The 14689-nt window shown below is 47.8% G+C and carries 15 protein-coding genes; 4 read left to right on the top strand and 11 right to left on the bottom strand.

Going from position 1 to position 14689, the window contains the following annotated elements; genetic code table 11:
• Window position 1: 1 nt before the first annotated feature.
• Both T488_RS0111885 and T488_RS0111880 read left to right on the top strand, forming a co-directional pair.
• Window positions 2–760: a class II glutamine amidotransferase gene (locus T488_RS0111885; RefSeq protein ID WP_028520990.1), complete on the top strand. Its 759-nt coding sequence runs from the start codon at window positions 2–4 to the stop codon at window positions 758–760.
• 10 nt (window positions 761–770) lie between these two features.
• A complete protein-coding gene (locus T488_RS0111880) occupies window positions 771–1205 on the top strand; it encodes a YunG family protein (protein ID WP_028520989.1) in 435 nt (144 codons plus the stop codon).
• Window positions 1206–1357: 152 nt separating this feature from the next.
• Here T488_RS0111880 and T488_RS0111875 read toward each other — a convergent pair whose 3' ends face one another.
• The 4 genes from T488_RS0111875 to T488_RS0111860 form a co-directional block, all read right to left on the bottom strand.
• On the bottom strand, window positions 1358–2161 hold the full coding sequence (locus T488_RS0111875) for an ABC transporter permease (protein WP_028520988.1): 804 nt from the start codon (window positions 2159–2161) through the stop codon (window positions 1358–1360).
• A 4-nt stretch (window positions 2162–2165) separates the two neighbouring features.
• Window positions 2166–2969: an ABC transporter permease gene (locus tag T488_RS0111870; RefSeq protein ID WP_028520987.1), complete on the bottom strand. Its 804-nt coding sequence runs from the start codon at window positions 2967–2969 to the stop codon at window positions 2166–2168.
• Window positions 2966–3967, bottom strand: coding sequence for an ABC transporter ATP-binding protein (locus tag T488_RS0111865; protein WP_028520986.1), 1002 nt, complete (start codon window positions 3965–3967; stop codon window positions 2966–2968). The genes T488_RS0111870 and T488_RS0111865 overlap by 4 nt, the downstream gene beginning before the upstream one ends.
• Before the next feature lie 167 nt (window positions 3968–4134).
• Window positions 4135–5052: a magnesium transporter CorA family protein gene (locus T488_RS0111860; RefSeq protein ID WP_028520985.1), complete on the bottom strand. Its 918-nt coding sequence runs from the start codon at window positions 5050–5052 to the stop codon at window positions 4135–4137.
• 202 nt (window positions 5053–5254) lie between these two features.
• On the opposite strand from T488_RS0111860, the gene T488_RS0111855 reads away from it, so the two are divergent.
• Window positions 5255–5824, top strand: coding sequence for a carbonic anhydrase (locus T488_RS0111855; protein WP_037298002.1), 570 nt, complete (start codon window positions 5255–5257; stop codon window positions 5822–5824).
• A 79-nt stretch (window positions 5825–5903) separates the two neighbouring features.
• Here T488_RS0111855 and T488_RS19635 read toward each other — a convergent pair whose 3' ends face one another.
• Window positions 5904–6047 carry a FeoB-associated Cys-rich membrane protein gene (locus T488_RS19635; RefSeq protein WP_155267212.1) on the bottom strand — a complete coding sequence of 48 codons (144 nt, stop codon included), beginning with the start codon at window positions 6045–6047 and terminating at the stop codon, window positions 5904–5906.
• A complete protein-coding gene (gene feoB, locus T488_RS0111845) occupies window positions 6047–8395 on the bottom strand; it encodes a ferrous iron transport protein B (protein ID WP_028520983.1) in 2349 nt (782 codons plus the stop codon). The genes T488_RS19635 and feoB overlap by 1 nt, the downstream gene beginning before the upstream one ends.
• A gap of 570 nt (window positions 8396–8965) precedes the next feature.
• Here feoB and T488_RS0111840 point away from each other — a divergent pair.
• Window positions 8966–11026 carry a leucine-rich repeat protein gene (locus T488_RS0111840; RefSeq protein ID WP_028520982.1) on the top strand — a complete coding sequence of 687 codons (2061 nt, stop codon included), beginning with the start codon at window positions 8966–8968 and terminating at the stop codon, window positions 11024–11026.
• A gap of 396 nt (window positions 11027–11422) precedes the next feature.
• Here T488_RS0111840 and T488_RS17835 read toward each other — a convergent pair whose 3' ends face one another.
• The 5 genes from T488_RS17835 to T488_RS0111815 form a co-directional block, all read right to left on the bottom strand.
• Window positions 11423–11668: a CPCC family cysteine-rich protein gene (locus T488_RS17835; protein WP_051536445.1), complete on the bottom strand. Its 246-nt coding sequence runs from the start codon at window positions 11666–11668 to the stop codon at window positions 11423–11425.
• 31 nt (window positions 11669–11699) lie between these two features.
• Window positions 11700–12446, bottom strand: a complete 747-nt coding sequence (locus T488_RS0111830) for a hypothetical protein (protein ID WP_028520981.1) — start codon at window positions 12444–12446, stop codon at window positions 11700–11702.
• Between the two features lie 210 nt (window positions 12447–12656).
• Window positions 12657–13295: a hypothetical protein gene (locus tag T488_RS0111825; protein ID WP_028520980.1), complete on the bottom strand. Its 639-nt coding sequence runs from the start codon at window positions 13293–13295 to the stop codon at window positions 12657–12659.
• Window positions 13295–13705, bottom strand: a complete 411-nt coding sequence (locus tag T488_RS17830) for a hypothetical protein (RefSeq protein WP_196243319.1) — start codon at window positions 13703–13705, stop codon at window positions 13295–13297. Before T488_RS17830 ends, T488_RS0111825 begins: the two co-directional genes overlap by 1 nt.
• Before the next feature lie 158 nt (window positions 13706–13863).
• Window positions 13864–14679 carry a hypothetical protein gene (locus T488_RS0111815; protein ID WP_028520979.1) on the bottom strand — a complete coding sequence of 272 codons (816 nt, stop codon included), beginning with the start codon at window positions 14677–14679 and terminating at the stop codon, window positions 13864–13866.
• Between the last annotated feature and the right edge of the window lie 10 nt (window positions 14680–14689).

The following is a 14689-nucleotide window of genomic DNA, read 5'->3' as shown; positions in this document are numbered from 1 at the left end:
TATGTGCGAGCTCCTCGGTTTTTCTTCGGCAGTACCGACAGATATTTCGGAGCATCTCGGCACCTTCTTTTCTCACAGCGTAAAACACCCCCACGGCTGGGGACTTATGCGTGAAAACGGTGGCAGAGAGGTGTTCAGAGAGCCTGTGAGAGCCTGCGACAGCAGCCTCCTCACGGCAGTAATGGAGGATATGATGCCTCAGAAGACCGCCCTTGCACATATCCGCTTCGCTACCGTGGGCTCCATTGACGAGAATAACTGCCACCCCTTTACGGGCTCCGATAATTCGGGCAGGGAGTGGACTCTCATACACAACGGGACCATCTTCAACGGCAAGCATAATCACCGGTATGCCGCTGTCCAGACAGGCGATACAGACTCGGAGCGCTTCTTCCTGTCAATGCTCGATGCCGTGAACGGTCAGCTGGAAAGAGGCATACCCACGGAGCGCGCAAGATTTGAGCTCATCAGCAGCTTCATCGCCGATAACGCTCCCAGGAACAAGCTTAACCTGATGATATACGACGGAGACCTGCTCTATGTCCACAAGAACCTGAAAAATACCCTCAGCTTCAAGCGGCTGGAAAACGGCATACTCTTTTCCACCACGCCCCTTGACAACGGTATCTGGGTGCCGTTTCCAATGGCGCAGGTCATAGCCTATAAAAACGGACGGGAGGTCTACCGCGGTGACCGCCACAACGGCACATTCGTCCCCACCCTCGAATATATCACTGCTATGGACGCAATGTATATTTAGGAGGACTTCTATGAGCTATAATTTCTACGGCTGGGAGAGCGCTGTTGTTCCCCCTGTGAATGACGAATTCCGCGCCATCGCTTCTCCACAGGCGCTCTATGACGCGCTGTCGGAGATATGGTGCGAATATACCTGCGCACCCAGGCTCCGCGAAAAATGGAGCAAGGACAATATCACCCTGGGGCAGTGCTCCATAACCGCTTTCCTTGCACAGGATATTTTCGGCGGCAAGGTATACGGCGTACTGCGCCCCGGCGGGAATTACCACTGCTATAACGTGGTGGGAGATGCGGTGTTCGACCTTACCAGCGAGCAGTTCGGTGACGAAAAGCTATGCTATGAGGTCAACCCTGAGCAATCCCGCGAAGTACACTTCGCAAAGCAGGAAAAGCTTGAGCGCTATCAGTATCTTAAAGCGGAGCTGAAAAAGCTCATTAGTGACTGAATATAAAAATGCCCCGAGGCGCCTATTTTAAACGCTTCGGGGCATTTTATCCTTATTTGATCTGAACCGTCAGACTTCAGCCCATTGCAGAGGCGGATAGTATCCGCACGTTGGGACTATAAGGGGCTAATGGCTAAGGGCTAATGGCTTTTTTATGAGCCTGTGCCGTTGTACTTCATTGCTCCGTGCATCCAGAACTTGTAGCTGAGCCAGAAGAACCCCACTGCTATAAGGGGCGAAAGCCATGAAAGCAGCGGTACACTATCGGGACGCAGCACCACAAGACTGGGATAGTATGCGATAAATGCAATGGGCATCAGGAATGTGAATATAAAGCGGAATACGGGACTGAATATGGTTATGGGATACTTCGCGTAGTCCTTGAAACGGGTGACAAGGTCAAGGATATAGAAGGAATTCTGTATCCAGAAGCAGGTAGCCGCTGCGGCGTTCTGCATCGCCACCATGACCAGTGAAGCTGTGATGAGAAAGACTATCATTTTCAGCAGTATCAGCGGTGTGAAGCCAAGTCCTATCTTTGTCCAGGAGTAAATGAGTGTTCCCAGACCGAAGGCAAGCTGTCCCAGTCCCTTGATGTCAAATACCTCCGACTGATAGTAGAAAAACAGGTTTATGGGTCGGAAGCAGTATTTGATGAAGTCGCCCGAGTAGACGTTCATTCTCAGGCTCCAGTTGTTGTCGAAAAGGCACTGCACGGGCGTCAGCGCCACAAGTGAGAAGCCGTAGAGGAACAGCATCTCGTAATAGCCCCAGCCGTTTATGCCGGGAAAGCTGCGGAAGAGTATCCAGAAGCTTATAAATCCGGATATATTGGTGAATATCATTCCTATGGTGGAGATGATGAAGTCCGCACGATAGCTCATTTTGCTCTTGATGTCCTGCGCCAGTATCTTTCCGTAGATGCGCAGGTAGAAGCCTAATCCTTTTCTTTTCATGTCATCAGCCTCCGTTCACTGTTATCCTGCGCAGTGATACCTTCCAGAACAGCTTGCTTATTACCGTCATCACCACGCACCAGAGAAGCTGTATGCCAAGTGTCACGGCAAGCTTTTTCGGCTCGGGGTGGGCGTCAAGGAGTATGGAAAGGGGCGCATTGTATATGGACTGGAAGGGCAGGCACTCCACTGCCTTGCGGAAGCCCTCGGGGAAGAATGCAAGGGGTATGGTGGCTCCCGAAAGCAGAAGGACTATCACCTGCTTCATGATGTTTATTCCCCATATGGACTCGGTGTAGAGACAGACCGTGCCCACTATGAAGTCTATGCTGTAGTTTATGATTATCGCCATGACTACCGACACCACAAACCAGAGCAGGTTCAGCCCCGGGTGTACTGCACCGTGAGTGACTGCGGCAACTACTATGAATGTGGGCAGGAAGGTCATGAAGAAATTGGTCACGAATGAGCCCGAATAGGACCAGAACAGATACGTCCTATACTTCATGGGCTTCAGCAGGTCAAGAACTATCTTTCCCGACTGTATGGCGCGTCCTATCTCCCAGACCGCATACATCTCCATGAAGTTGAAAAGCGCCGTTGCAAGCACAAGATATATCAGGGTGTCGGAAAAGGTCATGCCGTTCACCACGTCAGTGCCTGCCGAGGCGTATATTGCCTTCCACAGGAAGTATACAACGATGAGGTAAAGCAGGTTTCCCACAACTATGACAAATGAGCCCAGGCGGAACTGCAGCGCCTCGATTATCCCCGCTCTTGTGAGGGCGAGGTACTTTTTCAGCTTCATGCCACACCCTCCTCGTATATCTTCTTTATTACCTCCTCGGTAGAGATCTCCTCAAGCTGCATATCCTTTATCCTGTAGGAGCTCTGGAGCTTTCCAAGGACGTCTATCACCTTTGCCTTCTCCTCGTCCACCAGCACCGAGATCCACTCATCATCAGCTGACACGGAAAACTCGGGAAGCTCCTTCTGTATGCTCTCCGCACTCGCCTTCATGTCCCCGTCTATGCGGAGCTTCAGTGTGCGGTATGAGCCGAAGAAGCCCTTGAGGTGTTCGATGTCGTTATCGTAGAGCATCTTGCCCTTGTCGATGATGACTATGCGCTGACAGAGAGCGTCAACGTCACCCATATCGTGGGTGGTGAGTATTACGGTGGTATTCTTCTCCTTGTTGAGAGCGCTGATAAGTGTTCTTATCTTTGCCTTCATGGAAACGTCAAGACCTATGGTAGGCTCGTCCAGAAAGACTATTTTCGGGTCGTGAAGGAAGGCTGCAAGAATATCGCTGAGGGTGCGCTGTCCCAGGGACATCTGGCGCACGGGCTTGTGAAGCAGGGGTTCTATGTCCACCAGTGAGCGGTAGAGCTCAAGCATACTGTCATACTGCTTGTCGTCTATCATGTAAATATCCTTCAGCAGACGGAAGGACTCTATCAGGGGCAGTGCCCACCAGAGCTGGCTGCGCTGACCGAATACTACGCCTATTTCCTGAGCATTGCGGGTGCGGTTGGTATATGGTATGTTTCCCCCGATGAGTATCTCGCCGGAGGTGGGCTCCAGAACGCCCGTCATCATCTTGATAGTAGTGGACTTTCCTGCACCGTTTGGTCCCAGATAGCCTACTATCTCGCCCTGCTGAATGCTCATGCTGATGTTGTCCACCGCTCTGACGGTCTTGTAATCGCGTGAGAAGAGGTCCTTGATGCTTCCCCTGAGTCCCTCGCGGCGGTTGAGCACCCTGAATTCCTTGGTGACATTTCTGATCTCGATTATCGCTGACATTTTTCTATCCTCTCTTTACGGTATATTTGCTGCAATACCATTCAACTCCGCCGTGAGATCGCTCATTGACGGTATTTCTGCCATAAAAACAAAAATCGGTACAGACACACATCTGTACCGCTGAAATTGCCCTGCGCGGATATGCGCAGAGCGCCGCTCTATTCAGTTCACAGCCACTTTTTCTTTCGGAAAAAGATAAGACTGATAATAACTATAAGCACACTTACAGCTATGACAATGGGGTATGACGCCCTGAACTCCAGCTCGGGCATATACCTGAAGTTCATGCCGTACCAGCCTGCAATGAGGGTAAGGGGCATGAAGATGGTCGTAACTATAGTGAGTATAGTCATTATCCTGTTCTGTTTTATATCCAGCTGTGACTGGTAAAGCTCGCGGATCTGGGCGGTATAGTCCCTTAATGCGGCTGTGGTGTCGTGAAGTCTTGCTATGCGCTGAGTGAAAAGGCGGAAATATCTGAGGTTCTCGTGCTTGAAGAAGTTGTTCTCGTTCTCCTCCAGCTCCTGACCCAGATCCTCCAGCTGCTCGTAATGGATCCTCATATCTCTCAGGTCGCTTCTTATCTCGCTGAGACGCTTTGGGTAGTTCTCCTCGTCGCCTGCCAGTATCTTGTCCTCCATCTCGTCCAGCTCGGCGTCGAACTTTGCAAGGACGTTCTGATCGTTGTAGATGATCTGCTCAAGGAAATCATAGATAAAGCGCTCAAGGGACGGGTCGGTCCAGCGCTTGGTCTTTACAATGCCGCTGATTATATCCTTAACGGCGCCGGTATCGTCAATGAAAACGATACCCTTCTCGTCGAGGGCAAATGCAAATCTGCTGACATTTCCTGAAATGTCATTTCTGTTTGGTATAGAGAATGTACCTGTAAGTGAATCATAGTTCACTTCAGCCTTGGTGCTGTCGATATGGGCTGTACCCACCTCAAGGTCGATGCCCATGTCGAACTTTGAGCTGTTGTTCTGCCACTCCTCTGTGGAAAGAATAGCTACATACTTTTCCTTTGAATCTCTTGGCTTGAGATTTTTTCTCTCTTCCAGTGTGCTTTTGATAAGATAGAACATAGGCGCCTCCTTTTTGCAAATTTGCTGATGATTTACTATTATAACATATATTCCCGGTAATAGCAACACCGTTGTGAAAATATTTCTGCACAGAACTCGCCCACATATATCCTCAAAAAACATACATTATGATCAGGTGCAGCGCCTTTCTGCCTTGCTTTATACCATAAAACGTGATAAAATGGGTGTGGAGGTGTTTGTCATGCAGTCATACAGAATAACCGCCGACGAGGCTAAAAGGCGTCTCATCAGCGGCAATGAAAAATATATACAGTCACGTACCCTTAGCTGTGATGTTTCTCCCGAGACCTTACAGCGGTTCAGCAAGAGCGGTCAGAAGCCCTACGCTATCATCATCACCTGCTCGGATTCGAGGGTGGTGCCCGAGATGATATTCTCCGCAGGAATAGGCGACCTCTTTGTAATAAGAGTAGCAGGCAATGTTATGGACTCACACCAGCTGGGCAGTATCGAATACGCCGCAGAGCACCTGGGAACGGGTCTTATCGTGGTTCTCGGCCATGACCACTGCGGAGCCGTTGATGCAGCCATGAACCATGAGCCCGAGGGCTATATCAAGTTCATCACCGACGAGATAATAAAGGCTATAGGCGATGAGAAAAACGAGTTCCGCGCCTGCTGTCTCAACGTAAAGCACAGCTGTGAGATAATCGAGCGCAGCCTTCAGATACAGCGTGATGAGAAGGAGTACGGCTTGCAGGTACTCGGCGCTATCTACCGCCTTGACAGCGGCAGGGTGGAGTTCCTGTAAATATGCACACAAAAATAAACAGCCCCTGAGCAGCAAGATGTCTGCCCGGGGGCTGTTTTTTCGTTTATTCTGATGGGGCTCACTGCTGATGTCTGCTGCATCCGCCGCAGCTTCCGCAGTCTCCGCAGCAGCCGCCATTCTTTGAGCTTTTCACTATGTACCTGACAGCAAGGGCAACTGCAAGCCCTATCACCGCCAGTATCACTATATCCGCAATATTCATCAGCCAACTCCTATCAGCAGCAGTACCGCACGTATAACAAGTGTGGCGAGCCATGCCACAGCGCACTGCCATACCACCTCTGCCAGAGCCCATTTTTTGCCCAGCTCACGCTTTACAGCGGCGATGGCTGCCACACAGGGAGTGTAGAGCAGAGAGAACACCAGCAGGCAGGCTGCGGTCAGGGAGGACATTGCCGAGGTGACGTCTCCCGAATAGAGTATCTTCAGTGTGGAGACCACGCTTTCCTTTGCCATGAAGCCGCTGATGAGAGCCACAAGTATGCGCCAGTCGCCCAGTCCCACAGGCTTCATTATGGGAGCGAAAATACCTGCTATCTTTGCGAGTATGCTGTCCCCTGCGTCCTCCACCATATTCAGCTTCAGGTCGAAGCTCTGGAGGAACCAGACTGCAATAGTAGCTATGAGGATAACGGAGAATGCTCTCTGGAGGAAGTCCTTTGCCTTCTCCCACAGGAGCTGAAGCACGTTGCCTGCCGAGGGCAGACGGTAGTTGGGGAGCTCCATTACAAAAGGCACTGCTTCACCGCGGAAAAGAGTTCCCTTGAAGATGTAGGCGGCGATTATGCCGGAAACTATGCCGAGAAGATAAAGTCCTATCATGATGAGTCCGCCCCGCTTGGGGAAGAATGCGTTCACGAAGAATGCGTAGATAGGCAGCTTCGCGGTACAGCTCATAAACGGAGTCAGAAGTATGGTCATTTTACGGTCTCTCTCACTGGGGAGGGTCCTTGTGGACATGACAGCAGGCACTGAGCAGCCGAAGCCGATGAGCAGCGGAACTATGCTTCGTCCCGAAAGTCCTACCTTACGGAGTATCTTGTCCATGAAAAAGGCAACTCGGGCGATGTAGCCGCTGTCCTCCAGCAGTGAAAGGAAGAAGAACAGGGTGACGATTATGGGCAGGAAACTGAGAACGCTTCCCACGCCTGTGAATATTCCGTCGATGACAAGGTCATGTATAACCGAGTTCACATGGGCATTGGTAAGCGCCTTGTCGGTGAGCTCTGTAAGCTTGTCTACGCCTGTCTCGAAAAGTCCCTGTAAAAAGGCGCCGATGACGTTGAAGGTCAGGAAGAATACCAGTCCCATAATGAGGATAAAGGCAGGGATAGCGGTGTATTTTCCCGTCAGGAACCTGTCTATGCGGCGGCTTCGGATATGCTCGCGGCTCTCCGCAGGCTTTTTCACCGTATCGTCGCAGAGCCTGTGAATGAAGCTGAATCTCATATCCGCAATGGCGGAGCTTCTGTCCAGTCCGCGCTCCTTCTCCATCTGAGACACGATATGCTCAACGGTCTCAAGCTCGTTCTGATCCAGCCCCAGCTTGTCGATGACCAGCTTGTCGTTCTCGATGACCTTGCTTGTCACGAACCTGATAGGCATATCCACGCTCTCGGCGTGATCCTCTATTAGGTGGGATATACCGTGAAGACAGCGGTGTACCGCTCCCCCGTTCTCGTTCTTGGCGCAGAAATCATAACGGAGGGGACGCTCCTGATAATAGGCGATATGTATTGCGTGCTCCACCAGTTCCTCGATGCCCTTGTTCTTGGCAGCGGAAATGGGAACAACGGGTACTCCCAGGCGTCTTTCCATCTGATTTATGTCGATAGTACCGCCGTTGGAGGTGAGCTCGTCCATCATATTCAGCGCAACTACCATGGGGATATTCATCTCCAGAAGCTGCATGGTCAGGTAGAGGTTTCTCTCGATATTGGTGACATCGACGATGTTGATGATAGCGTGAGGCTTCTCGTTGAGTACGAAATTACGAGAGACTATCTCCTCGCTGCTGTAGGGGGACATTGAGTAAATGCCCGGCAGATCGGTGATAAGGGTATCGGGGTATCCCTTTATGGCGCCGTCCTTGCGGTCAACGGTAACTCCCGGGAAGTTGCCGACGTGCTGCTTTGAACCCGTAAGCCTGTTGAAAAGAGTGGTCTTTCCGCTGTTCTGGTTGCCCACCAGAGCAAACCTCATGACGGTGCCCTTCTCCAGGGGAACTCCGTCATCCTTGGCGTGAAAGCGTCCTCCCTCTCCGAGACCGGGGTGCTCGGACTTTTTGTGTCTGTGCTCCTTTTTCGCTGCCTCTTTCTTAGAGGCGACGGGACAGACTCCGATCTGCTCGGCGTCCGCAAGTCTCAGGGTCAGCTCGTAGCCGTGGAGCCTCAGCTCCATAGGGTCTCCCATAGGCGCGTACTTCACAAGAGTGACCTCAGCTCCGGGAATGAGACCCATGTCGAGGAAATGCTGCCTGAGGGCGCCTTCACCGCCGACGCTTTCCACTCTGACAGTTTCCCCTATTTTGATATTTCTAAGCGTTTCCATGATATGCTCCTAAATGATTTTTTCAGCTCACCTATTATAGCACAAAATAACGCAAATATCAAGACGCGCTGAAAAAAAGCCAATATTGGAAAAAGCTGCCGTTAAAGAGGCAGAGGAGCGCTCCCTGCCCGGGGCGTAAAAACGCTGTGATGCCGCATTAATGCTCCATTCTGATGTATTAATATAAAAATCCGCAGATAAGTGTGACAGAATGGGCGGATGGCACGATAGTATCAGTAGAAACTGCTGACAGTCTGTACGGCTTTATATAGTTAAATAAAATTTATTTATAAAATGTGATTTAGCAAATTGTGATAATTATTCCCCGTCCGGTCAGATTATTATTATTTAATCAGCAGATTTGTATTAATTATTCGCTTAATAGACTTGATTTAATTTCATTTTGGTGTATAATATACGTGGATTGTACATTCCATTTGTTTATAGGCAACAAATTGTTAAAATGATAACTATCCTGCGAGCACCCTTCGTTCCGCAGCTTTTATCACCACACTGTATACAGTTAAAAAAATAACAATTAAAAACACTACAATGGAGGAAAAAAACACAATGAAAAAAAGCAACAGAACACTGGCCCTCATCACTGCTGCCGTTTCAGCTCTCTCAGCTGCAGCAGCCGCAGTCCCAGTTCAGAGCCTTGCTGCTGACTCTGCTTCCGCAAAATCATATAAGATAGACAAGAACATCATCAGGAGCACTTATTTCGACAGGGATTCCGACTCCTATGATTTCGGCGGCAGAAACACCTACACCAAGGATGGCGAGAAGGATTACTACGACTACCTTATCATGGAAGATGAGATAGTTGGTATGTACGCAAAGGCTGATTACCCTAACAGGAAGCTCTCCTGCTCCGAAGTAATGCTATCCGAGGGCGCTGAGGATGCAGGACTGACACCATCAGCTCTGGACATCAACCATGACGGCTTCCTCTCCCCCGAGGACTACGCCATCTATCTCAATGCCCTCACAAAGGACTACGATATTGAAAGCGCAGTTGGCGAAGCTTCATTCAATATCGTGAAATATAAAGTCAGAAGCGCCAAAGAAGTTGTTGTTCCCGCTTCTTTCTATGACGCAGATAACGGCATCATCAAGCCCGTTTTTACGATCAACAGCAACGCATTCAGCTCCTGCACAGATCTGGATACAGTTTACCTCAACGATTATCGTCAGCCCAACTGGATCGATCGCTACGGCAAGCCCATGAACCCCACAAACGTTGTCAAGGCAAGCGCTTGCCTGTACGTCGATAATAACGCATTCAACGGCTGCGATAAGCTGACATCGGTATACTTCCCTCAGAACCTCTCATTGGAGCCTGACGCCTTCAAAGGAACTGCCTTCGATACAAGCGCGAACCGATTTGACAACACAGGTGTAACCTACTATAAGGACAGCGATACAAAGTCGCCAAAAATCTTTGCGTTCAAGCCCAATCTTACCCAGACTCTCTTTAACGGCTCTCTGGCATTCGTTCCCGGAACTACCGGTGTAAACTACGGCTTTGCAGCCCGCGGCAGAGAAGGCTATCCCCTGCTCATAAAAGGTCTTATCCTCCCCGCCACCGTAAAGTTTATCGGCAAGGACGCCTTCGCAAACTGTGATAATCTTGAAACAGTAAACAGCAAGGAGTTTGCTCAGCTCGATACCTGCGACCAGGATCTTATCAGAAAGTATGTATGCGCATTCAACTGCACAAAGTTTATGGCTAAGGAAAATCAGGCTCAGCTTGACAGGGTCATGGAGGACATCGAAAGAAATTACAATGTTACCGTCAACTCCAATGACCGCGAAAAGCAGCTTGCAGCAGCAAAGGAGGTTGTAAGAAATATCACTTACACAGCTTACTGCGGCGACAGCGATTTTTCCATCTATCCCGATAAGCCATATCATACACTTGATTACAGCCGCAACAACATCTACTCCGAGCTTGCCGGTCTCACCACAGGCAGAACCACCTGCGGAGGAATTGCAGCTGTATACTCACTCCTTCTCGATATGCTGGGCGTAAAGAACTACCGTGTAGGCGCTGCAGAACACTCCTTCAACGTTGTATACATTGACGGTCAGTGGTCAATGAGCGATCTCACATCTTTCTGCAATGATTACAACGAAGAACTTGAAAAAGATAACAACATAAAATTCACAGAATCAAAGCTCAGCACTCTCAGCCGCATGACCTTTGAAAGCATCAACAGCGACAACGGCAGATATGATTCCAATATCTATTCCGAGCCTTCATTCAGGTTCTATGAGGCTTCAAAGAACAAGCAGTTCATTACCATGGGCGAGGATAACAGATACTACTTTGTTATGGATCCCACAGACCGTTCCAGGCTCTTTGTTTACAAGTACTTAGGCATTGACGGCAATACTGCCGAGCAGGAAGCCGTAGATGAAAGACTCGAAAAGCTTGGCGATGACACGGTTTCCTATATCAAGCTCTATCAGGGCTTGAATACCGTAGGCAACAGAGTTTACTTCCTCGACGACTGGAAAGAACAGATATTTGCTACTCTGCATCCTAAGGACAAATATCTGTCCTACGAAGATGCGTGCAAACAGGCTTATTTTGACGGATGGACAAGAAGCCATGAAATAAACTGATATACAGCACAAAAAGCCGACCTCATAAGGACGGTGCTTATATAGAAGTTTATAGGTAATTATCGGGGAAAGAACCTTTCTGAGGAAAGGTTCTCCTCTGACGGAGGCGCGCCCCTCTGTCACTGCGTGACATCTCCCCGCACTGCGGGGAGTCACCCCGAACCCCTTTTCCAAAGACTTTATAACTGAATTTAGCCCCAGAAGGGCGTTCCATATAAATGTAATAATCGGTAATATTACCAGGAGCGCCCTTCTGGGGCTAAATTTAATGCTAAAAGTTTTAGGAAGGGAGTTTGAGGGAGAACCATTTTTTCAAAAGGGTTTCCCTCAATATCACCCGTAAAACTTCTGTACGAGTGTCGCCTTTTGAGGCCGGCTTTTATTTATGGCAGTCTTTCAGTATATACTGCCCTTGCTTCTGAAGTTTTCCTGCGCCTTTCCAAGCGTCATGCCGTTGCAGTAGCTGAAATGGTCACTGTCAGGGCCGTCGTCCTCCCAGTCACAGGCCGGGCAGATAAAGTACTGTCCCCTCTCGGGCAGAGTCCTGTTTCCGCAGCAGGGACAGGGGCAAAGCTCCTCGTCTGATACGTTGTCGGCGTCCGGGAGCCTGAAGCAGCCTATATTTCCTGCTATCCTTCTCATCGTCCACCCTTCCTTAGCAGTGCTATGAATATCACACCGTCATAAGCAGTGCGGGTATCTCTATGACATCTATATGCACTTTGACTCCCGCTTTCTCAGCAAGCTTTATAAGCGCCGCTGATACGGTGTCTATAATAGTAGAGTACCCGACCATATTTTTTCTGTACTTTCTTATCCTGGACTCAAGCTCATGGGAAAAAGTCTCTGTATCCCTGTCAGTCAGCGCAATTACCGCATTTTTCAGAAAGCACATATCCCTGTAATATACCTCCCTGCCTTCGTCCGTTGGACAGGTGTATGCCGAGACCCTGTCTCTTGCTTCGTCAAGACAGCCATTATACAGCGCGTCTATGACAGTGCCCTTCATGAACCCCGAGACCGTCTCGTATTTTCCCGCGGCAACCGCCGTGAAAGCAAGTTCGTTAAGGAACTCCTCATGGGATAGGCTGTTTTTTACGGCATTGTTTTTTATCATTTCTCCCTGCTGATACAGAGAATATGCCTTAATGCCAAGCTCGATGTACTTTATAAGATAAGCCAGGCTTTTTCTGCTGTCATTATTCATCAGATACTCATAATCAGCAAGCTGACGGTACTCATTTCCCATAAGAAAAAGCAGTGTCGCTTCGTCCTCAACGGCGGGAAGTCTGCCTTTTTCTCTGTCATCATAGGCGTTTCCGAGCATCGTGATATTGTTCAGCGTTGATATTATCCCGTCGTAAGCCTGTGCAGCTTTAAGTTCTTTTTCCCATTTTTTAGTTGAATATGGCAGTTTCATTTTTTCTCCTGTTCGTGCAGTTTTTTCCACAGCAAAACTGAAAAACTATTTTTTAATCAACAGCTCCATGTGAAATAACACAGACCATCAGTCGGGATGATCATAATAATGTATCCTTTTGATTTACGGACGACGTTTTTACTACATTATTTTACCACATATCGTCGCAAATTGCAAAGAAAAAGGTCGGGCAGACGCCCGACCCTGATCTCAGATGATCATTTCTCTGTGAGGGAGCTTTGTAAGCTTTAATTTTTCTTCCTGCTCCCTGACTATGGCCCTCATTTTTTCACACTCGTCAATGCTCTTTGGCAGAGTCTCTATAAACTCTTTTCTTACGATCTCAGTACCAAACATTTCGGGACAATCATTAAGTTTATTTTCAACGAAATGTTTTACATCATCATATATTTCTTCTTTCCCGGACCATACAGCAAGATAAACCATTATTTGCAGTAAATTCGCCTTAAAGCATGTTATGTCAAAATATTTTTTCAGATTTTCCATAAGAGCTGTCAGACTAACATCACCATTGATCGGAATATATATATTTTCTTTAAATTTTCTGGATACTTCCAGATACTCATTTCTTGTATCATCAGCATAAATGTATAGAGCATCGATTGGTACATTTAATGATATCACCTCTGAATCCTTGCATAGGTTATGTATATGGAATACCGGCTCATAAACCGTCTTATCCGACTTTACAAGCAATGCTATTCCAACGGCCAATGGCCCACATATATTCAAAAGCCACATTGGTTTATACACTCCCAGACCCGGGAATTGTTCATTCCATTTTTGAGTGATCTGTTTTTTTAATGATGATGTCAGTGATTTTCTCATTATGGATTTATCTCCTTTACTGCTTTTAATCCAGCAGGTCCATGCTTCAATATCTTATCGATTTGGGACTGTTTCAATCCATTTCCAGGATTGATAGTAAATTTAAAATCATATGCGATATTATTAACGCTATCCCATACATCTATTCTTGTTGCACCCTTGACACGGCGCGTATTCTGAAGAATATGGTCTTTCCATGTACTTTCAAGCTTTAATCCCCTGTCGCCATAAACCTTCTGGTACTTCTTTATCAGTTTCTCAGCATATGTATGCTTTCGTGTACCTGCAATTCTACCCTTGCCACCGATCTTCTTTTCAGCAAGACTGGCAGCCTTTTGAACAATTTGCTCATTAGTCAAGCCCTTGCCCATTTTGGCAACATCACACACATTATGCGCCAGAATATCCACATCCGATACATAATATGTATGGAAGTCAGCTACTTCAAGGTTGTATACGAGAGTATACTGATCTGCGTGGAGTTCATGCCTATACTATTTTACCACATATCGTCGCAAATTGCAAAGAAAAAGGTCGGGCAGACGCCCGACCCGAGATCATTTTTATTTTATATGTCTGCTTCAAGTCCGAGTGCGATATAGTATGCACATTCAAGACTTTCAGCAAGATAGCTTTTATCACTTCCATAGCTCTTTTTATACAGTATATCAACTGCTCCGCAGCTGCTCAGATCTTCAAGGAAATCCGCCAGAGTAATATCCTTCTCTTTCAGCTTAAGACCGAAAACGGTTCTGCCGTTAGCTGTCCTTTTGCCGAATCCTATCATATCAAAAGGGTCAGCCATACCAAACATACTGAAAGAATAGTCATATATATCGGACAAAAACTTATCGTCATGAACTTTGCTGCCTGTTTTATTTGAATGTATTTCACTGAGAAGATATGAGATCAAAAGGCTATTGAACTGATTGATACGCCCGGTTCCGAACATAGCTTTCTGCTCGTCAGTCATGCCGAATATGTCTTCTGCCTTTACACTAAAGACCTCCAGCTCATAGACGATCGCATAAGTTACATCAAGGAAAGAGCTTACCTCAGCTTCTGTGTATCTTCCGAGCGCAGAACAGAGCTTTTTCCTGACAGAACTGTGATCTTCAAACCTACATGCAATATCATATATAAGATCATCCAGTTTCATTTTTTCTGTTCCCAGCATATACCATACAGTATCCTCGTCGCTATACTTTCTGACTCTGATATGTCTGAATCCAAGCTCTGAAAAAGCCCGATCCACATTCCCGGTGTCAAGTGTGCTCTCCCTTTTGTATTTCGGAGTAACGCGTTTTCCCTCTGGGATCACCCTGCAATTGCAAGCACTGTCATTGAAACGTATTATTTCATTTAAAAGCTCTGTCTTTTTCATATTATATCGC

Source organism: Ruminococcus flavefaciens ND2009 (assembly GCF_000621785.1).
Classification (GTDB): domain Bacteria; phylum Bacillota; class Clostridia; order Oscillospirales; family Ruminococcaceae; genus Ruminococcus; species Ruminococcus flavefaciens_C.
This window is presented reverse-complemented; position numbering and strand designations above follow the sequence as displayed.